The sequence below is a fragment of the Caballeronia sp. dw_19 genome, from assembly GCF_018449515.1.
GTDB lineage: Bacteria > Pseudomonadota > Gammaproteobacteria > Burkholderiales > Burkholderiaceae > Caballeronia.
Map to the genome: position 1 here is coordinate 1 of NZ_JAAVUQ010000051.1, position 20,108 is coordinate 20,108.

Consider the following 20,108-nt stretch of genomic DNA (forward strand, 5'->3'; position numbering starts at 1 on the left):
GCTAACACCGAAACCACCACCCCGGCATTGACTCCGACCACTAACCCCAGAACCGACCACCCCAGCATCAACCCCGACCACTAAACACCCCAGAACCGACCACCCCGGCACTGACCACCCCCAACCCTGGCTCTCCCACTCATGCCGCTTCTCATTCAATCCCCGTCGCCGCGCTGCTTGTCTTAGAATCTGCCCTTGGTCCCCACTTCCTGCGCACTATGAACACGACATCGGAGGACCGCTGGCGCGACTTGCGCCCGGACCCGGACAGTGACACCCCGCTCTATCTCCAGCTCGCCCGCAAGCTCGGCAACGCAATCCACGACAATCGCTGGAACGCGGGCGAAGCCTTGCCCTCGGAACGCGTGCTGTCGGAAGCGCTAGGGGTATCGCGGATTACGTCGCGTAAAGCAATCGCCTTGCTGGTCGAACAAGGGCTGATTCGCCGCACGCAAGGCGCCGGATCGTTCATCACGCCGCGCTATGAAGATCCGCTGTCACGACTGTCGAGCTTCAGCGAAATGCTCCGTCGACGCGGTTTTACCCCCGGTTCGAAATGGCTCTCACGCGTGATCGAACCCGCGAATCGCGATGAAGTGATCCAGCTCGGGTTATCGCCGGCGGCTGCGGTGACACGCTTGCGCCGCTTGCGCACCGCCGACGGCATTGTGATGGCCGTTGAGAATTCCACCTTTCCGGCGGCGCTGATTCCCGACCCGCAGGCTGTCGGCGATTCGCTTTATAGCTTCCTGGAACAGCGCAACCTGTCGATCGTGCGAGCCCTGCAGCATTTCCGCGCGGTGAACGCGAGCGATGAAATCGCCGCGCAAATGGGCATCGCGCCCCACGACGCGCTGCTGCTGATCACGCGCGTGGGTTATACGGCCGACCAGCGCCCGATCGAACTCACCGATACCTACTGCCGCAACGACTATTACGATTTCGTCGCGGAGTTGCGCAAGTAGTCGGGCGTAGTCGCCAGCGCTCACCACCAGCGCGGCTGATCGGTCCCGATAGGCACCGGCGGCGCCCCCCAGTACGGCGGTGTCAGCGACATACGTTCAGGCGGCTGCGTGCACGTGAGCATTCCAAACGGCGAGGCGATGGTTTGCAGCATGTCGCGGACATCGTCGAGTTGAGGATCGGGCACGTTCTGACCGTCTTGGATCAGACCCATCGATTGCAACCAGCGCCCGGTCCGCGCCAACGCCACCCGCACATGCCAGCTTCCGCCTTGCGTGGCGCGTCGTTGCAGCGCGATCATCGCGCCAAGCGCCGCGAGATAACCGGTGGCGTGATCGAGTGCCTGACACGGCAGATGGCGCGGTTGCGCCTGACCAGCCGCTTGCGCTTCGGTCCACGCAATCCCGCTCGCCGATTGCACGAGGCTGTCGAAACCGCGCCGATGAGACCACGGGCCTTTGTGCCCATACGCCGATATCGTCACATACACGATGCCCGGGCGCAGCCGCGCAGCCTCTTCCGGGCCGAAGCCATGTGCTGCCAGCGCGCCGGGACGATAGCCTTGCAGGAATACATCGGCGTCTTTCAATAACGCACGCAGCGATTCACGGTCGCTCTCTTCGCGAAGATCGAGCGTCGCCGAGCGCTTGCCGCGGCCGTTGTCGATGACTAATGGTGGAATGTTCGGCAGATGCGGACCGTTGATGAGCAGGACATCGGCACCGTGCTCGGCGAGCGTTCGCCCCGCCACCGGACCCGCGATGATGCGGCTCAAGTCCAGCACGCGGATGCCTGACAAAGGCCGTTGCGGCTCGCCTTCACCGATGGATTCGGGAGGCGCATCGTCAAGTCTGACGATCTCCAGCAGCGGTATTTCCGCAATCGCTTGGGCCTGCGGTGTGAGCGCCCATTCCTCCGGCGTGCGGATCAGCGCGGCGCACAGGCCCGCGTCGGCCAGCGCCTCGTCCAGGCTTGCGCCGTTCCATTGACGGATGGCCTGCGTCACGCCAGCGTGATCGTTCGCGCAGCCCAACAGCTTCACCACACCGTCCCGATGATGCTTGAAGTTCGTATGAAGCTGAATCCAGCGGCCGTCACGGGTCTCGTAGAAGCCCATTAGCGGATCACGCAGCTCCGGCGCTTTATCGGTCCCGATGCGCAAATAGCGCTCGCTGCGGAACGCAATGGCCGCGCGGCGCGTATAGATGTGCACGTCTTGCTGCCGGCCCGTGCGATGCCTGAAGCATTGCGCCGCCGCTAACGCCGACGCGCCCACGGTCGCCGCAGCCAACGCACTCACCCGATACACCGACGGCAATTGCCGTTCATCGCCGCTGACCGTGAGGTGTTCAAGCGCCGCGGGGTCTCCCTCCGCCAGGCGCCAGAGTTCTTCGACAGGTTTCATGGCCATGCTCCTTTTCAAGGATCGTCCACGGATCGACGGAGCCGGGCATCCGTTTGCACGCTGACCATGATTTTACGTTCGTTTATCCGTGCGCCTGGTTGTCACTACTGGCCCGCGCCATTCACTTCTGCTGAAAGCGCATTCTCACCGATTCCAGCTCAGCGGGCAGGTTGCGCGCCGGCGGGCGCTTGCGTGTCAGCGCAACAAACCCCAGCCGCCGATACAACTGCGCAGCGCGCTCGTTGCTTACCAGAACATCGAGCACGAGCCCTTCACTCTGCGGGACGAACGACGGCGTGGTGAGCGTCTGTGCGTCGTTCAGCAAAGCGCTGAACACGCCGCGGTTGCGCGAAGCTTCACGGGTGGCGCAATGCGCAAGCAGCGTTTCACCGCGACGCGGTGGCGGCAATTCACTTTCGAGGATCAGTCCGCGCCTGAGCACGCCGACCGTGCGCCACCAGCCGAAGCATCGCAGGGTCATCCACGCGAACCAGAGATTGTCCGAAAGCGTCGAGCGGCTGCCATGCGCCGCGAGTACGCCGACGACCTCGCCTCCCTCCATCGATACCCAATGCCGCCGCCACGAGAACCGTCCATGCGTGGACGCGAACGCGCTCTGCAGGAAAGCGATGCAGTGCTCCGGCGGCACGCCGAACAGGAAGCCGAACTCCAGCCTGCCGGAGGCGAAGACAAGCGGCGCAGCCTGGCGTGCATCGTCGGGACCGGCAGGACGGCCGCCAGAGTGCGAGCTTTGAGCTGCCGTGGAAGCTGCCGTGGACGCGTTCGACGCGGTCGTCATCGCGCGAGCTTTCGCAGCACGGCTACCGTCTGCGAAATCTGTTCGGGCTCATGCGTCGAGCAGATAAAGAACCGCAGCCGCGCCGCGCGCTCTTCCACGGCCGGATAGAAAATCGGCTGGGCGTTGATGCCTTCTTCGAACAGCGCATTGGCCCATTGCGCCGCCTTCAGCGAACTGCCGGTGATCACGGGTACGACCGCAAAACCCGCGCTCATGCCGGTGTCCAGGCCCGCACTGCGCGCTTCATCGAGGAACTGGTGACCGCGCTCTCGCAACAGCTTGACGCGCCACGGCTCGGCGATCAACCGTTCCAGCGCCGCCAGCGACGCGGCCGCGAGCGTAGGCGCCAGACCCACGCTATAGAGGAATCCGGGCGCCAGATGCCGCAGGATATCGACCAGCGCCTGCGAGCCCGCGATAAATCCGCCGCATCCTGCCAGCGTCTTGCTGAGCGTGCCCATCCAGATATCGACGTCCGCGCTCGGCACGCCGCAATACTCGCGGATGCCCTTGCCCGTCTCGCCGATCACACCCAGCGAATGCGCTTCATCAACCATGAGGAAGGCGGCATGGCGCCGCTTCACTTCCACGAAGCGCGCGAGATCGGGGATGTCGCCATCCATGCTGTATAACCCTTCCACCACGATCAACACGCGCCGGAATTCATGGCGCACGCGTGTCAGCAAATCATCGAGCGCGCGCCAGTCGTTGTGCGGGAAGTTCAGGCGTTTCGCGCCGCTCAGTTGCGCGCCTTGCAGGATGCTGTTGTGCGCGAGTGAGTCATGGACAACCAGGTCGCCCTGACCAAACAGCGAGCCGATGACCGTCACGTTGGTTGCGTGGCCGCTGACGAAAACCAGCGCGTCGTCGGCGTCATAGAAACGCGCCATTGCGTGTTCCAGTTCGCCGTGCACGGTGCGTTCGCCCGCGACCATCCGGCTCGCCGATGCCGACGTTCCGTACTGATCGATCGCGGCCTTGGCGCGCGCGTTCACCTGCGCATCGCCGGCCAGCCCGAGGTAGTTGTAGTTCGCGAAGTTCAGATACTGCTTGCCGGTGATCTGCGTCGTCGCCCCTGCGGTGCCCTCATGCACGCGGAAGAACGGCGACGTCACGCGCAGCTTGTCGCCCATTTCACGCAGCAGCTTGACCTGCGTGTAACCGGGCATGGTCTCGAAACTGCATAACGCGTCGCGCGTCGAGCTGGACGCGCTGCCGGGCGCCTGCGCAAGTTCCTGCGCGAGCGAACGCGCCGGAGCCTGAGCTTGCTGTGACACACGTTCGAGTTGTCGCTGCAATGCCTTTGCAGCGAGCTGCTGGCGAAAATTTCCAGTCAAATCCATGAGGTGTTTTTTCCTGTGTGGCGTGCGCTCAGGCGGGAAATCCGGTCCATTCCCATGCATCTCGATCGGCAAGCAGTGCGGCAAGCAGCCGATAGTTCATCTCGTGGCTGGGCCGTACCGCCGTCACGCGTCCGAGCAGCGGCGCACCCGCGAGCGCGAGGTCGCCGACCAGGTCGAGCACGCGATGCCGCACGAATTCGTCCGGCAGGCGCATCCCGCCGATCACCTTGCTGCCCACGATCGCCGCAGTCGAACTGAGCCGTGCGCCGCGCAGGATCGGCACGCCGCGTACATAGCCCGCAACAATGGCGAGCGCCGCCCACTTCACGCGGCCATACGATCGCGACGGGGCGATTTCGGCCGCAAAACTGGCGGGTGTAATGCCGCCATCCCAATGCAGGTTGCCGAACCCCTTGAGATCGTTGCGAACGCTCATTTCGTATCGGTCTGAAGGCTCGATGCTCATGCTGCGAACATTCTTGCTGCCCACCCCGTCCTCCACGCTGACCCGGCGCAACACGCGAATGAAGCGCTTGCGGGCAGACAGGGAACGTCGCCCGCAATTGGTGATGGCTTCAATCCAGGGTTGAGCGCTGCCATCGAGAATGGGTACTTCTTCAGCGTCGAGTTCCACGGTGGCGTGATCGATCTCACACGCCAGCAGTGAAGCCAGCAGATGTTCCACCGTGCGCACCCGAACGCTATCTATTTGCAAGGTCGTGCAGAGCGGCTGCGCGAGACGTATCGAAGGACTCGCCGGCAACTCGGCAAGCACCCGGCCACTGCCCATCCGCCGAAAAATGATGCCGCCGGCCTCGCTGGGAACAACGCGCACATTCACACGACGCCCCGTGTGAAGCCCACGGCCGCTCAGTTCAAGGTTGCGGGCGAGCGTGCCCTGGTCGCCGTGCCAGCCGGCCGGGGCGCTCAATGCGTTCCCCCGGTGGTATCGGCGAGTGCGGCCTCTGAAACCGATTCCAATTCAGCTTCTGTATCGGGTTCCGCCAGAGCCCGGGTTTCGTCTTCAATACCGTGACGTGCAGCCAGTACCGACGCCTCGTCCGGTGCATCCAGCGACGCGCCTTCTGCGTCGCCGGTCATGACGGAATCCACGATACGCCGCGCCAGCGATACCACGGTCGCCCCTTCGGCCAGCGCCATCACCGAGAACTTCACGCCGAACGATTCCTCGACCGCCATGCCGAGCTCCATGCCCATGAGCGAGTCCATGCCCATGTCGGCGAGCGACCGGTCCTTGCCGATCTTTTCCGGCGACATATGCAGGATCCGCGCGATCTGCGATTGCAGCGTTTCTTCGGCGAACCACAGCGCGTCCGTACGGGACAACGCGCGAATGTGCGCGCCACATTCGCGCGTGACTTCCGCCGCGCCGCGCGTGTGCAGCTCGGAGTAGCGTTGCGCATCGGCAGCCGGCATGCCGCGTGCGACGACATTCCAGTCGAGCCGCAGCACCGCTTCGCCGGAGCGGCCATCGAGCAGCGCTTGTTCCAGCGCAGCCAGTGCTTCCGCCGATGTAATCGACAAACCGCCAATTCGCGCCTGCAACGCCTCGCGTGTTTCTTCATTGCGCGCGAGGAAACCGACGTCATCGATAGGACCCCACGCCATCACCGTCCCCGCGAGTCCGGCTGCGCGACGCTGTCCGACCAGCGCTTCGAGGAACGTATTCGCGGCCACATAGCTGCCCTGCCCCGGATTGCCGAGGAAGGTGGTCGCCGACGAATACACGACAAACGCATCGAGCGTGCAAGCCCGCGTCGCGCGATGCAGATTCCATGCACCTGCGACCTTCGGCGCGAGCACGGCGTTGAAGCGGGCGTCGTCGAGATTGCGGATCAGGCCATCGTCGACAAGCATGGCCGAATGCACGACGCCCTTCAACGGCAAACCGCGTGCATCGATGTCGCGAATCAGCGCGTGAACAGCTTCGTTGTCCGTGATATCGCACGCGGCTACGTGGACCTGCACGCCCTCCCAGGTCCTGACTTCGTCGGCGAGGGCCGGCGCCAGTACACCACGGCGGCTTGCCAGCGTGATATGCCGCGCGCCGCGTTCGACCATCCAGCGCGCCGTCGAAAAGCCCAGCCCGCCGGTCCCGCCCACGACCAGATACGCCGCAGAATCATTGAGCCGCAATGCGTCCGGCGTAACCGCCGCGTGTGCGGGCGCGGGCGTGCCGCCCGAATACGTGACCAGCACCTTGCCGATCTGACGCGCCTGCTGCATGTGCCGGAACGCGTCTTCCACGCGCTCGGCAGGGAACGCGCGGTAAGGCAGCGGATGCAGCACGCCATCGGTGAAGAGCTTCATCACGTCGGCGAACAGGCGCGCGGTGAGGTCGGGTAATACGATCATCAGTTGATCGGCATCGATACCGAAGTAGCTGATGTTGTTGCGGAACGGACGCAAGCCGATGCGGCTGTTCTCGTAGAAATCGCGCTTGCCGAGTTCGAGGAAACGTCCGAACGGCCGCAAGGTATCGATGCTTCGCACCATTGCTTCGCCCGCCAGCGAATTCAACACGATATCCACGCCTGCACCGCCGGTGCGCTCGCGGATTTCATCGGCGAACAGCAGGCTGCGTGAATCGAGAACATGGTCGGCGCCCAGCAGCCGCACGAACTCGCGTTTCTCGCGGCTGCCTGCTGTCGCGAACACTTCCGCGCCGAAGTGGCGCGCGAGCTGGATTGCCGCGATGCCCACGCCGCCCGCGCCGCCGTGAATCAGCACGCGCTCGCCGGGACGCAGCCGCGCGAGTTCGCACAGCGCGTACCAGGCGGTAAAGAACGTGGTGGGAATGGTCGCGGCTTCCTCGAAGGTCATCTGCGCCGGCTTGTGGGCGATGGCCACGACCCGCGTACGCACCCGCGATGCAAACGATGCCGGTGCAAAACCGAGCACGGCATCGCCGGGACGGAAGCCCGTGATGTCGCGTCCCACGCGCACGATTCTTCCCGACAACTCCATGCCGATAGTCGCGCCCGCGAAGCCGTTTTCCACGGCTTCGTCGGAGAGCAGGCCCATCGCGTACATGACATCGCGAAAGTTCAGGCCGGTGGCGACGGGTTCGATCTCGACCTCGTCGGCCGCCAGTTCGCGATCGGGCAGCGGGAACCATTCGAGGTTACGAAGCGACCCCGGCGTGCCGAAGCCCAACACGGCTTCGACGCGCGCGTGTCCGGCAGAAGCCGGGACCGGTTGACGCAATGCGGCGGTGGCGGCAGGCAGCATGCGCGGGACGTGACGGCCCGAAGGCGTCAGCAGCACTTCCTCTTCAGCATCGGCAGCAAGCAGTTCGCCGACGAGACTCGCCGCCGGGTTCGCGCATGCCGGATGCACATCGACGAGACGGCACGAAAGTTCGGGATGCTCATTGGCGATCACGCGGCCGAGACCCCACAATGTGGCCTGTTCAGGATGCAATGCGGCGGCGTCCGTCTGCTGCGATACGGACTCCGGCCCCACGATCAGCGGCGCACCGCCACGCGTGACAATCCAGAGCTTCGGCGCGGGCGCACCCGGATTGCGGGTGAGATCGCGTACCAGCCGCGCAAGCGCGAGCGAAAGATCGCGCTGCGATGACAAGACATCTTCACCGGCCAGGTCCGGCGCAATGAACACGACGTTCTCAACGCCGAGCGTGGACGCCGCGGACAGCGCGACGCAGCTCACATCCTGCCCTTCGGTATCGAGTTCGGCAGCAATGGCGGTATGCAACGCGCTCGAAGCACCGGTCGTCAACAACGCCCAGGACTGCTTCGGCCGGCTGTCCTGTGCAGACGTGTTTTCCGGTGCCGATGGTTGGCGCGCGACCACGAGCGTCGGCGCGCCTTCCAGGTCGAGGCCCTGCTCGACGTGCTGGAAAACATCGTCGAAACCGGCCTCCTGCAACAGGAGCGCGATTTCGGCGGCGGACAGCCAAGTCCGCTTTGCGGACTCGCTGGCATCGAGATTAAAGACGATGTCGGAGAAACGGCTGCGGCGCGCTTCGGTGATGATGACCAGCGCGCCCGGCGAGAGCCAGCCGCGCATTGCGTCAACGAACGCGCGCGGATTCGATTGCGCCGCGAGCGCGTGACTTGCAACCAGCACGTCGTAGTGATTCGCCGCGCCGCTGCCGAGCTTCGGCCGTGCGCCGCGCTCCAGCGTGACTGTATGCACGGCGGGGTACGCGGCTGTGTCGAAAGTACTCAGTTGTTCATCGGTTCCGGCGATCGTGCAATCCACGCGCGACAACGGCAAATGCATGCCCAGCGGCTGCAATACATCGCTTTCGGGCGAATCGATTTCGAGCAGGCGCAAGCGGCGCGGCTGCTTCCATGAATCGATGGCGGCGTTCACGCAATCGCCCACCAGTTGATTCACGAACGACCAGGTCGGCGAGCCTTCAAAGAAATGCTCGACCAGGCTGCTGCGTGCGGCCGGCAAAATCTCAACGCCAGACTTCTCGCCGCGCAGTACCGGCGCGAGCGCGCTGCCGCAATGCGCGAGCAACGTCAATTCCGCGACGTGTGACGACGACTGCGCAAGCAGCTCACGCCAGAGTGCGTCGGTGGGCGGCAAGCTCTCGCAGGCGGCTTCATCGCGAATCAGGCGACCGCTCGCGTCCCAGCTTGCGAGACCGTCCTCAACGAGCATGTCCACCAGCCGCGCAAGCAGCGCCGGATGGGCGCACGGCGGCAGCGTGGACTGATTGAACACATCGAGCGCTTCGAGCGCGTGCAAGGCGTATGCGCTCGCGAGCACGTCGAGCAACGGCAGCACTTCGGTGAGATGCGTCGTGCGGCGCGCATCGTCTTCGGTGGACGCCGCGCCTCGTGCCGACAACGCGTTCGCAACCAGTCCAGCCGAGGCCGGCAGCGTACGCGCGTGCGCGTCGCCGGACAGCGGTTTTGCGTCGAGCACATAGGCGAAGCGTGCAGGCGCGCTCGGACGGCGCGCGTTCAGATCCACGCGGCGGAACCGGCATGCGCTTAGCCGCGCGACGATGACACCGTGTTCATCGGCGAATTCAAACGATGCCACCAGCGAATGCGGACTGCGGCGCTCGACCCGTGCGAGCACATACTTGACGGCCTCACCGCCGAGGAAGTCGATCCGTCCGAGTTGCACCGGCACATACGCGGCGTGATCGGCAACGCCTTCTTCGACACCCGCCGCCAGCAACGCGAACAGCGGATGAAAACCGCTGTCCATCAACGCCGGATGGAACGTGTACAGATCCGGGTTGCGGCCGGGAACGGCACACGCCAACGGCATCGCGACTTCGGCGAGCGCGAGGTTATCGTCGGCAATGCGAACCGTTTGAACCCACTGGAATGCCGGACCGTAGGCAAGACCGATGTTCGTGGCTTGTTCGTACAGCGTCGCGCCGTCGAGCGCCGGCAGCGTCATGAGCCGCTCAAGTTCCTCACGCGGCACCGAGGCTGGCGCGCTCATGTCGGGACCGCCCGACAGCAGACGTCCTGTCACATTCAGCGTCCATGCCGCGTCACTCATGCGGTCGCGCGTTTCGATCGTGAACGCGGCAGTGCGCGGATCGACACTCAGGCGCAAGAGCTTTGAATGCTGTGCGCGGAACACCACCGGCACGCGAATCTCGACGTTCTCGACCGCGCAGGTTTCCGTGCCGAAGAACACGCGCGCGGCCGCCAGCGCCATCTCCACATACCCCGCGCCCGGGAACGCGATATTGCCGTCCACCACGTGATCGGCCAGCATCGGCAGCCGTTCCGGATCGATATCGTTTTCCCATGCGAGCGCCTGATCGCGCAGCCGATACCCCAGCAGCGGATGCTCGCGATGCCGGTTCACCAGGTCATACGCTTCCGCAGTCGGGCCTTGCCAGAAGTGCTCGTGCTGCCACGGATAACCCGGCAACGCGATGCGTGCCGGCGCACGATCCGTGGGTGCAAAGCGATCCAGATCCGCACGCGCGCCATTGGCCAGCGCCGCGTACAGCGCGTGCTCCAACATCTGTGCGCTGTCGTGATTGCGCTTTAACGTGGACAGCGCGCGCACCGGCAATTCCAGGTCGTCGCAGGTCTGCTTCACGTAGTGACGCAGGATGGAATGCGGGCCGACTTCGAGAAAAATCCGCACGCCCGCGCGGGCGAGGTGCGCGATGGCATCGCCGAAATGCACCGGTTCGCGAATGTTGCGCCACCAGTAATCGGCATCGAGCTGATCGCCTGGAAAGTCCGCGCCTGTCACCGTCGAGATGAAACGGCGCACCGATTCCTGCGGCGCCAGGTCCGCGAGGCCGTCGAGCACCGCGCCTTGAATCCGGTCCATGTGCGAGCTATGGAACGCGTAGTCCAGGTCGAGCATCTGGAAGAACGTGCGGCTATCGCGCAGCGCATCTTCAATTTTTTGCAGGCCTTCGAGCGAACCGGCCAGCGTGACCGCTTGCGGACTGTTTATGCCGGCTATTTCCACCGATGCCGCAAGCCCCAGTTCCGCGATGCGCGTGCGCATCGCGATCTCGCTCATGCCTACCGCCGCCATGCGTCCCAAGCCCCGTGTCAGCGCCTGAGCCTGACTTCTGACCTTGATGACCCGCACCGCCTGCGCCAGCGTCAGGGCGCCCGATGCCCACGCCGCGCCGATCTCGCCCACGCTATGGCCGAGACACGCGTCGTACAGGACGCCGCGCGCTTCGATCACCCGCACAATGCCCACCTGGATTGCGAACAACAGCGGTTGCGCGTTTTCCGTTGCGTCGAGCCACGCGGCTGTTGCGCCCGCGCGCAATACGTCGAGCAGCGACGCGCTGCCGTCGGCGCACCAGTGTGCATCGACTTCTTCCAGCGCGGCACGGAACAGCGGCTCTTCGTCGACCAGACGCTTGCCCATCTCCGCCCACTGCGCGCCGTTTCCGGAGAACACGAGCGCTAGACGGTCGTCGTCGCCGGGGCTGGTGCCGCGGACCAGCGCGTTGGCGTCGCCGGTTGGGTCCTCGCCTTTGCTCAGGCTTTCGAGCAATGCACGCGCGTCAACTGCGTTCGACGGCGCGATGATCGCGCGTTCGCTCAGCCACTGGCGTCCGCGCGCCGAGCTGACGGCCAGCGTATTCCAGGGCGTGCCCGCGTCCAGCATGGCGACGTAGCGCGCGGCGATGGCGGCCAGCGCTTCCGGTGCGCGCGCCGTCACGCAAAGCGGCAATAACGCGATATCTTTTGCGATATCGGTTTGAGCATCAGCGGCTGGTGTGCGTAGCGGCGCTTCGCGCAGCACCACGTGCGCATTGGTCCCGCCGAAGCCGAACGAGTTCACGCCCATCACGAGCGGCTCGCTGCTATGGAGCGGCGTAAGCCGGTCCACGACTTTCAACCTGCCGCCTTCGAAGTCGATGCGCGGATTCGGCGTCTTGAAGTGCAGCGACTCGGGCACCGCGCGATGCTTCAGGCTCAGGATGGTCTTGAACAAACCCGCCATGCCGGACGCCGTCTCGAGGTGGCCGACATTCGTCTTCACCGACCCGATCAGCAACGGCTTGTCAGCCGGCCGCCCAACCGATGCCGCTTCGACCAGCGCCCGCGCTTCAATGGGGTCTCCCACCGCCGTGCCCGTGCCGTGTGCCTCCAGATAGGCGAGTTCGCTCGGATCGATACCCGCGCGCTGGTACACGCTCTTCAGCAGCGCCGCTTGCGCAGCCGACGTTGGAACGCTGATTCCACCGCGCGAATGGCCGTCGGAATTGACGCCCGAGCCCGCGATCACCGCGTGGATCGTATCGCCGTCGGCGAGGGCTTTATCCAGCGGCTTGAGGAGCACGAATGCGCCGCCTTCGGCGCGCACGTAGCCGTCGCCGGAGGCATCGAATGCGCGGCAACGGCCTGTGGGCGACAACATCGACGCCTTCGAGAAGCCGATGAACGCCGACGGATGTGTCAACACGTTCACGCCGCCGGCAAGCGCCATGTCGGCATCGCCTGCTTGCAACGATTGGCACGCCTGATGGAGCGCGACCAGCGACGACGAGCAGGCGGTATCGATCGACATGCTCGGGCCCCGCAGGTCGAATACATACGACACGCGATTCGACGCAATGCTCAGCGTGGTGCCCGTAGCCGTGTAGGCATCGATGCCACTCACGTCGTCCATGCCGCGATGGCCGTAATCCGTATTCGCCACGCCCACATAGACGGCGCAGTTGCGCCCTGCCATCTCGCGCGGGGGCAGACTCGCGTCTTCAAAGGTTTCCCACGCGAGTTCCAGCAGCAGGCGCTGCTGCGGGTCCATCTGCGTGGCTTCGCGACGGGAGATGCCGAAGAAAGCGGCGTCGAATCCCGCGACGTTGTCGAGCACGCCCGCCGCGAACGTGTAGCTCTTGCCCGGCTCGCGTTTTGACGGGTGCTGGTAGAACTCGGTGCCGAAGCGATCAGGCGGGATTTGCGTGACCGCGTCGCGGCCGGTGGACAGCAACTGCCAGAAGTCATCGGGAGTGGTCACGCCGCCCGGAAACCGGCAGGCCATTCCTATTATTGCGATTGGTTTGGTCATCATTATTTTGTCGTTTGCAGCTGACTCGCCGATTCCGTCAGGGAATCGCGCGTGTCGATAGCACGGAGCACGGCCTGCCCGAGTTCATCGACACTCAAGTTTTCCGCCTTTGCCGGCGCAGACCCAAAGCTGCGCCAGATGAAGTAGTCGGTACGCGCCGGTTGCGCGCCCAAGCCCGCGAACACATGCGGGAGCGCCGGCACATGGTCGCCGTAGAAGCACAAAACGGTGTCCCGGCCGCGCGCTCTCAGATGCGCGAGCAAGCGAGCCACCATGGCGTCCGCGTTGGCGAGATGACGCAGGTACACGGTGAGGTCACGCCACTGCGCGTCCTCGCCCAACGAGTGATACGCCGCCGATTCGCCAGGTGCAGCGGTTTCGAGATGCAACGGACCGTGGTTTTCCATCGTCATCGAAAAGATGAAAGCGGGATGGCGCGCGGTGGCGTCAAGCTGCTCCACGATGGCGTCGGCGACGGCTGAATCCGCTATGTACGGACCCGACCGCGCTGCGTCGCCGAAGCCTGTGATATCGGTGAAACGGTCGAACCCGAGCAGGCCGAAAACGCGGTCCCGGCCGAAGAAGTCGGCGTAGTACGGGTGAACCGCGAACGTCCGGTAGCCCGCCCGCTTGAACCACGAGGCCAGCGACGCGCACGGCCGCCGCAAGAAAGCGTACGGATAAAAGCGCGCATAACCCAGGCGCTGTTCCTGCAAGCCCGTCAGCAGCGAAAATTCCGTGCGCATGGTGTTCGCCCCCCACGCCGGCACCGTGAGCTCGCCGTGCTGGAAAGACTCGCGCCGGGCAGTATCGATATTCTGCAGCAGCGACGCTTTGATGGCCGGCCCGAGCCGGCGAGCGTCGAAGAACGATTCGCTCTGGATCACGATCACATCGGGTTTATGGGCTGGCGCGCCCTGTGCAAACGGGCCCGTTTCAACCGCCCGACGGAACGCTTGCACCGTGGCTGGCCGCAGCCCGTTCAGCAGATAAGCCACGAAAACAGCAAAGAAACCGTGACGGCGTTGGTCGTCGGCGGGAACGAGGGTGAGCGGCATGCCCGCCGCGAGCCGATAACCCAGCGCAAGCGAGGCCGCAACAACCAGCAGCGCCACGCCCCACACATTCGGCGTCAATGCGCGATCAGCAATAAAACTCGCGACGAAAACACCCGCGCCGACTGCAGCGCCCGCCATGGTCAGCGTGCTCAGAAATGGCAGATAAAGCCGCGGATGCGAGAAGAGCTGGCTAAATAGGCTGAGATCGGTGAACACGAAAGGCTCGCGCAGCGACGCATATTTTGCATTGCTCACAGCCGTCATCAGGCCGACGAGCGCCACCGTGACAAACCCCGAAGACCAGGGCCGCGCGCTCGCCGCGAACGCCAGCGCGTAGAGAAAGATTGCGCCCGTCACGTGGAGTGCCACGCCCGCTGCCGAACGACGCCATGATGCACGCGGCACGGCGAGCGCATCCACCAGGAATGACAACGCAATAGCAGCCGGCAGGCTGACGATGAGCACGCGAAGAAGCACTAGCGCTCCTGGCTCGGGGCATACGACAAACCCCCAAGAATGGCGTCGGCCAACGTGGCGGGTAAGAAGCCCAGCAGTTTCGTGCCGAACGCAAGCAGAGCCGGGAATGCGATTTCGGAGCGGTTCGCGGCGAGCTTTAGCTGGATGTGGCGCGCCGCTTTTGCCGCGGACCACATGAAGGGTTTATCTCCGGGGAACGCGTCGCTCATCGACGTCTCTACAAAGCCCGGAAACACCACCGACAAGCGCACGCCGTGGCGCTTCAACAAGGGACGTACCGATTCTCCATAGGCCTTGAGCGCAGACTTGCTCGCGCAATAGGCCGGCGAGATCGCCATGCCGCGCAGCGCAGCGATGGATGCGATCAATGCGATCTGTCCGCTACGGCGTGCGCGCATGCGAGCCGCCACCGGGAGGACCGCGTGCATGCTGCCATAGAAATTCGTATCGACGATATGCGCCGTGCGCTCGAGATCTTCCCAGTCGCTGGCCGTTGCAATCGTGCTTGCCACGCCCGCATTGGCGATCAGCAAGTCGACCGGATGACGGTCGTCGAATTGATCGAGCCATGCGAGCATGTCCGGCGCGTTGCGTACATCGACTGCGCCCACCACCGCCGTTGCGCCTTGTTTGCGACACAGTTCAGCACAGGCTTCGAGCCGCTCCACGTTGCGTCCCACCAGCCCGATCACCACGCCCGGGCGCGCGTACGCGAGCGCGAGTGCGCGGCCAAGACCGGCGCTGGCTCCCGTGATGACGATATGGCGCGGCGCCGCGCTAGTCATGCGATGCAGCCTCCAGGCGATCGGCCGCACACGTGCTCGCCATGGCGATACCCGTGCGGGTGTAGAAGTCGCCGTTGATCTGCGTCTTGTGCACCACGTAGTCAAGGAAGGTCTGATACAAACTCATGTCCGGCGCGTGGGCCTGGGTCCAAAAGTCGTCAATGCCGCCCTGCCAGGTCAGGCCGTCCATGTTGTAGATCGCCGTGCCAAGCGCGATCAGGGGGCAACGGTGATGCAGCGCTGAGAGACCCACCGTGCTGTTCACCACCACCGCGCCTTGCGCGTTTTCGAGCAACGTCGGCAGATGCCCGGCGTCCATGAAGACAAGCCGGTCCTCCATGCTGTATTCGCGGGCGAGGCTCGTTGCGTACCGCCGATAGTCGATCAGCCCCGTGTCAAGCGGATGATTCTTGATGACAAGCCATGCGTTCGCCGGCGCATTTTCTGCGAATGAGTGTATGACCTTGTCGATTGCGTGCCGCACGCCGTCGAATGGCGAATGCACCACTATTTGGGAATCGGAGTTCAGTTGCAGCGGAAAAATAAAGTATGGATGACCTGCGGCAAGCAGCTTGCGCGTGGCTTCCTCGGCTAGCCGCCGGTGACGGCGCTCGTGTAACGCGCGCGATGCGAGGCCCGCATATTCCACGAAGCCATTGCGCGGTCGATGCGTCTCGTAATGGGGAAAGCGCGATTTGTAAAGCGTATTAGCCGCCCGATATGCGATGTCGTGGAATGCGCGTTCGTAAAGATTGTAGCCAGTGGGCTTGCCTGCCGGGCTTCGGGGAATGGCCGCTCGTTGCGAGTGATACCACGCCGGATCGCGCGGCATTTTTGAATTTCCGTTGACGCCGTGCTGCTCAAGGGTTACCCAATGCGGTCGCACGTAGCCTTCCTCGAATACGTGGACGCGAATGCCGAGGGATTCTGCCACGGGACGCGCGCTTGTGTGAATTCGACGGCAATCGCCGAACATAAGCAGGTCGGTGTAGTTTCCCGACTGCATTTCCTTCACGTACCAATCCGCTAAGCCTTTAGCCGTGCCCGAATAGTTCGCCACGGAGTTCTTAGTTTTTTCCTTGACCGAATACAATAAATCACCGCCGCAAAAATTGACTTTGCGGACGTTGTGATTGCGGTCGTTAAGAACACTGGCTAGCTCGCGAAAAAACGGTGAAGCCGTGCCTTGTAGGACAAGGAAGGAACGTTGCATGTAGAGGCGTTGACAATTAGCCGGAGTGTCCGCGGGCGGAAGTGAACCTACCGCATTAGCCTCTTTTTTTGACGTCTTGCACGGGATCTTCGTCGCGTTGAGCAAGGCCTAAGCGACTCGAAGAGTACAACAACCGATAAGTTTATGAAACAAAAAGTAATGATCCCGCTTATCATGTTGCGTTCGTGTCGCTGCCGAAGCCGTTCATGTTGCCGCGATAGCACATTTTGGTGGGGATCGTTATACTCGGCGCCGAAAAGCGATGCCAAACCCTGCGCCGGGACGACTTTTTTCGCTTAGCTGCCTAGCATCTAAGTAAAGTCTGTCTTCGACGCCGATTGGCCTCGCATCCTAACTGATTCGCCGCTTGTGCTTCTTAGGCTGACATCTTGATGGATCGGGAAGTGCTGTTAACGCAGACGCTGGATTGCTCGACAATGGGCCTGAATTTGCGATTGGATACATTGCGTAACCATAGCTCCATGCGCTCCAAGAGTCACGAAAGCGTGCTCATTCTACGTCGCTGCCAAGTGCTCACCAGATAAAGCAAGCCCGCGATCAAGCGCGGATGAGGTCTTCTATAATCATGCGCTCTATTGCACACCAAGCTGCCCGGACCAACCACTCCCACGGAACTTCGTACGCTTTGCCCAGCTATCTGAGGGCACCAGGCGCGCGGGACATTTAGCCGTCACAATCTTTCGATCAGCCCACCGGAAACATACAGTGCGCACGGAGGTTTGACGATATTTCTGCTCTTTTATCGAATTCGGCATCGGTTCCTCTAACTGGATGGAACGAGCCACTAGCCAGGAAATTGAGTTGGAACACGTATCTAACAACTATGCCGTCCCGTCCGCGCCCAGCCCCAAGAAAGGCCTCTTTCAGCGCATCAAGAAAATCAATCTGCTGTTTGCCATTACGGTGGTTTTGCCCACCGCCGTCGCGGTGGTGTACTTCGGCTTCATTGCGGCCAATATCTATGTATCGGAATCCCGCTTCGTGGTCCGCAGCCCGCAGCGCCAGGTTCAGGCCGGCGTCGTCGGCGCACTGCTGCAGGGCTCGGGCTTGTCCAGCGCGGACAGCAACACCTATCCGGTGATCGACTACATTCGCTCGCGCGACGTGCTGATGGAACTGAACCAGGATAAGTACATCGAGAACGCGTTCAGCCAGCAGGGCGACTTCGTGAGTCGCTTCCATCGCGGCCTCGACGACAGCTTCGAAGCCCTGTGGAAGTATTACGGCAATCATGTCGTATCGGTCGACTTCGACTCGTCGGCGTCGATCACGACCCTCAAGGTTCGCGCATTCACCGCGAAAGACGCGCAGCACATCAACGAGCTCCTGCTCCAGTACAGCGAACGCCTTGTCAATCAAATCAACGCGCGCTCCGCGCAAGATGCGATCAAGTTCTCGCAGGATCAGGTCAGTCTAGCCACCGCCAAGGCGAAGGACGCGGCCACCGCGCTGGCCGCGTATCGGAACTCGAAGACGGTGTTCGATCCGGAGAAGCAGTCCTCGCTCCAGCTGCAACAGATCGCCAGCCTGCAGAAGGACCTGTTCGAGGCCCAGAACCAGCTCGTGCAGGTCCAGTCGGTCGCGCCCGCCAATCCGCAGATCGCGCCGCTCAAGACCAACATCGCGACGTTGCAAAAGCAGATTGAGACGATGACGAGCTCCATCACTGGAAGCTCCGGATCGTTGTCGGACAAGGAGGCGAGCTACGTGAGGCTTCAGCTCGACACGGAGTTCGCTAACAAGGGACTCGCGTCAGCGATGGCGTCGCTCGAGACCGCGCGCGCGGAAGCCCAGCGCCAGCAACTGTATCTCGAGCGCATCGTTCAGCCTGGCACACCGGATGCAGCGATCGAGCCCAAGCGGCTGCAGTCGATCCTGGCGACGCTGCTGATGGGTATCGTCGCGTGGGGGATCCTTAGCATCTTCATCGCCGGCATGAAAGAGCACAAGGACTGAATCCGAGATGCAACCACAATCGTCCCTCTCCAGGTCGCTGCAGATCCAGACACGCGTGGTGGGCGCGCTCATCATGCGCGAGGTCATTACGCGCTACGGTCGCCACAACATTGGCTTTCTCTGGCTGTTCCTCGAGCCAATGCTGTTCACGTTGGGCATCACCACCCTCTGGACGCTGCTCAAGGCCACGCACGGCAGCAACCTGCCGATCACCGCGTTCGCGGTGACGGGCTATTCGTCGCTGATCTTGTGGCGTAACTGCAGCAATCGAGCCGTCAAGGCAATCGACGTCAACCTCGCGCTGCTCTACCACCGGAACGTGCGCGCGTTCGACGTGATTGCGACGCGCATCATCCTCGAAATCGTCGGCGCGACCTCGTCGCTGATCGTCTTGACGATCACGTTCTCCGCTGTCGGGCTGATGAGCTTTCCTGTCGATATCCTGACGATCCTGATCGGCTGGTTCCTACTGTGCTGGTTCGCGTTCGCGCTGAGTCTTGTCGTGGGCGCCCTCTCCGAGCGCTCTGAAACAATCGAGCGGGTCTGGCACATCATCACCTACCTGATGTTCCCGCTGTCGGGTGCCGCATTCATGGTGGACTGGCTGCCCGAACACTACCGGCAATTGATTTCGTGGGTGCCAATGGTCCATGGCACCGAAATGATCCGGCACGGTTACTTCGGCGCCGCCGTACACACGCACGAGGAGCCATGGTATCTCGCGACGTTCAATGCGGTTCTGCTGCTGATAGGCCTTGCACTGGTCCGAGAAACCGGCCGTCGGGTGGAACCGGAATGATCATCCTAGAGAACATCGTCAAGACCTACCACACGCGCTCTGGCGCGCGCAGCGTATTGAAGGGCTTGAATCTGAAGGTCGCGAAAGGCGAGAAGGTTGGCATCCTCGGTCGCAACGGCGCCGGCAAGTCGACGCTGATTCGCCTCATCAGCGGCGCTGAACTGCAGACGAGCGGCAACATCCACCGCGGCATCAGCATCTCGTGGCCGCTCGCGTTCGGCGGCGCTTTCCAGGGCAGCTTGAGCGGGCTCGACAACGTCCGTTTCATCTGCCGCGTGTATGGCGCGCCGATCCAGCCGGCCATCGACTTCGTCGAGCAGTTTTCCGAATTGGGCATCTACCTGAAGGAACCCGTCAAGACCTACTCGTCGGGGATGCGCGCTCGGCTGGCGTTCGCGATCTCGATGGGCGTCGAATTCGACTGTTTCCTGATCGACGAGATTGTGGCGGTCGGTGACAGCCGGTTTCACCAGAAATGCCACGTCGAACTGTTCGAGAAGCGCAGCGACCGCGCGATGATCATCGTGTCGCACAGTCCCGCATACATCCGCGAACATTGCACTCGAGCGACTGTGCTGATCGACGGAATGCTTCACGACTTCGACACGGTGGACGAAGCGCTGCATCACTATCATTCGCTTCCTGGCTAAACTGTTGCTCCTCGACCAGGTTAGGACTGGGCGCCACCCCGCTGCGAACCGCAGGAAACGGCGTTGCCGCGAATAGATACCCGTCGGTCTGCGGCACCTTGTGATGTCATCCC

The 20,108-nt window shown here is 63.1% G+C and carries 12 protein-coding genes; 4 read left to right on the forward strand and 8 right to left on the reverse strand.

What is annotated here, in order from left to right:
• Positions 1 to 218: 218 nt before the first annotated feature.
• Positions 219 to 965, forward strand: coding sequence for a GntR family transcriptional regulator (locus tag HB376_RS36620; protein WP_213768578.1), 747 nt, complete (start codon positions 219 to 221; stop codon positions 963 to 965).
• A gap of 20 nt (positions 966 to 985) precedes the next feature.
• On the opposite strand, the gene HB376_RS36625 is transcribed toward HB376_RS36620, so the two are convergent.
• From HB376_RS36625 to HB376_RS36660, 8 genes are all read right to left on the reverse strand, one after another.
• Positions 986 to 2,368: a CoA transferase gene (locus HB376_RS36625; protein ID WP_213768579.1), complete on the reverse strand. Its 1,383-nt coding sequence runs from the start codon at positions 2,366 to 2,368 to the stop codon at positions 986 to 988.
• Between the two features lie 121 nt (positions 2,369 to 2,489).
• Positions 2,490 to 3,167 carry a GNAT family N-acetyltransferase gene (locus HB376_RS36630; protein ID WP_213768580.1) on the reverse strand — a complete coding sequence of 226 codons (678 nt, stop codon included), beginning with the start codon at positions 3,165 to 3,167 and terminating at the stop codon, positions 2,490 to 2,492.
• Entirely contained in the window at positions 3,164 to 4,510 is a 1,347-nt protein-coding gene (locus tag HB376_RS36635; protein WP_213768581.1) for an aminotransferase class I/II-fold pyridoxal phosphate-dependent enzyme, read from the reverse strand. The genes HB376_RS36630 and HB376_RS36635 overlap by 4 nt, the downstream gene beginning before the upstream one ends.
• A 28-nt stretch (positions 4,511 to 4,538) precedes the next feature.
• Positions 4,539 to 5,441, reverse strand: coding sequence for a UDP-3-O-acyl N-acetylglycosamine deacetylase (locus HB376_RS36640; RefSeq protein ID WP_213768582.1), 903 nt, complete (start codon positions 5,439 to 5,441; stop codon positions 4,539 to 4,541).
• On the reverse strand, positions 5,438 to 13,039 hold the full coding sequence (locus HB376_RS36645; RefSeq protein WP_213768583.1) for a type I polyketide synthase: 7,602 nt from the start codon (positions 13,037 to 13,039) through the stop codon (positions 5,438 to 5,440). The genes HB376_RS36640 and HB376_RS36645 overlap by 4 nt, the downstream gene beginning before the upstream one ends.
• The gene (locus HB376_RS36650; protein ID WP_213768584.1) at positions 13,039 to 14,571 is read right to left on the reverse strand and encodes a sulfatase-like hydrolase/transferase; all 1,533 of its coding nucleotides are present in this window, start codon (positions 14,569 to 14,571) and stop codon (positions 13,039 to 13,041) included. Before HB376_RS36650 ends, HB376_RS36645 begins: the two co-directional genes overlap by 1 nt.
• Entirely contained in the window at positions 14,571 to 15,356 is a 786-nt protein-coding gene (locus tag HB376_RS36655) for an SDR family NAD(P)-dependent oxidoreductase (protein WP_213768585.1), read from the reverse strand. Before HB376_RS36655 ends, HB376_RS36650 begins: the two co-directional genes overlap by 1 nt.
• Positions 15,349 to 16,569: a capsular biosynthesis protein gene (locus HB376_RS36660; RefSeq protein ID WP_213768586.1), complete on the reverse strand. Its 1,221-nt coding sequence runs from the start codon at positions 16,567 to 16,569 to the stop codon at positions 15,349 to 15,351. Before HB376_RS36660 ends, HB376_RS36655 begins: the two co-directional genes overlap by 8 nt.
• An 822-nt stretch (positions 16,570 to 17,391) precedes the next feature.
• Between HB376_RS36660 and HB376_RS36665 the strand changes: the two genes are divergently transcribed.
• The 3 genes from HB376_RS36665 to HB376_RS36675 are packed head-to-tail and all read left to right on the forward strand — an operon-like array spanning position 17,392 to position 19,995.
• On the forward strand, positions 17,392 to 18,546 hold the full coding sequence (locus HB376_RS36665; protein WP_213768587.1) for a hypothetical protein: 1,155 nt from the start codon (positions 17,392 to 17,394) through the stop codon (positions 18,544 to 18,546).
• 7 nt (positions 18,547 to 18,553) lie between these two features.
• A complete protein-coding gene (locus HB376_RS36670) occupies positions 18,554 to 19,345 on the forward strand; it encodes an ABC transporter permease (RefSeq protein WP_213768588.1) in 792 nt (263 codons plus the stop codon).
• On the forward strand, positions 19,342 to 19,995 hold the full coding sequence (locus tag HB376_RS36675; protein ID WP_213768589.1) for an ABC transporter ATP-binding protein: 654 nt from the start codon (positions 19,342 to 19,344) through the stop codon (positions 19,993 to 19,995). Before HB376_RS36670 ends, HB376_RS36675 begins: the two co-directional genes overlap by 4 nt.
• Positions 19,996 to 20,108: the final 113 nt, after the last annotated feature.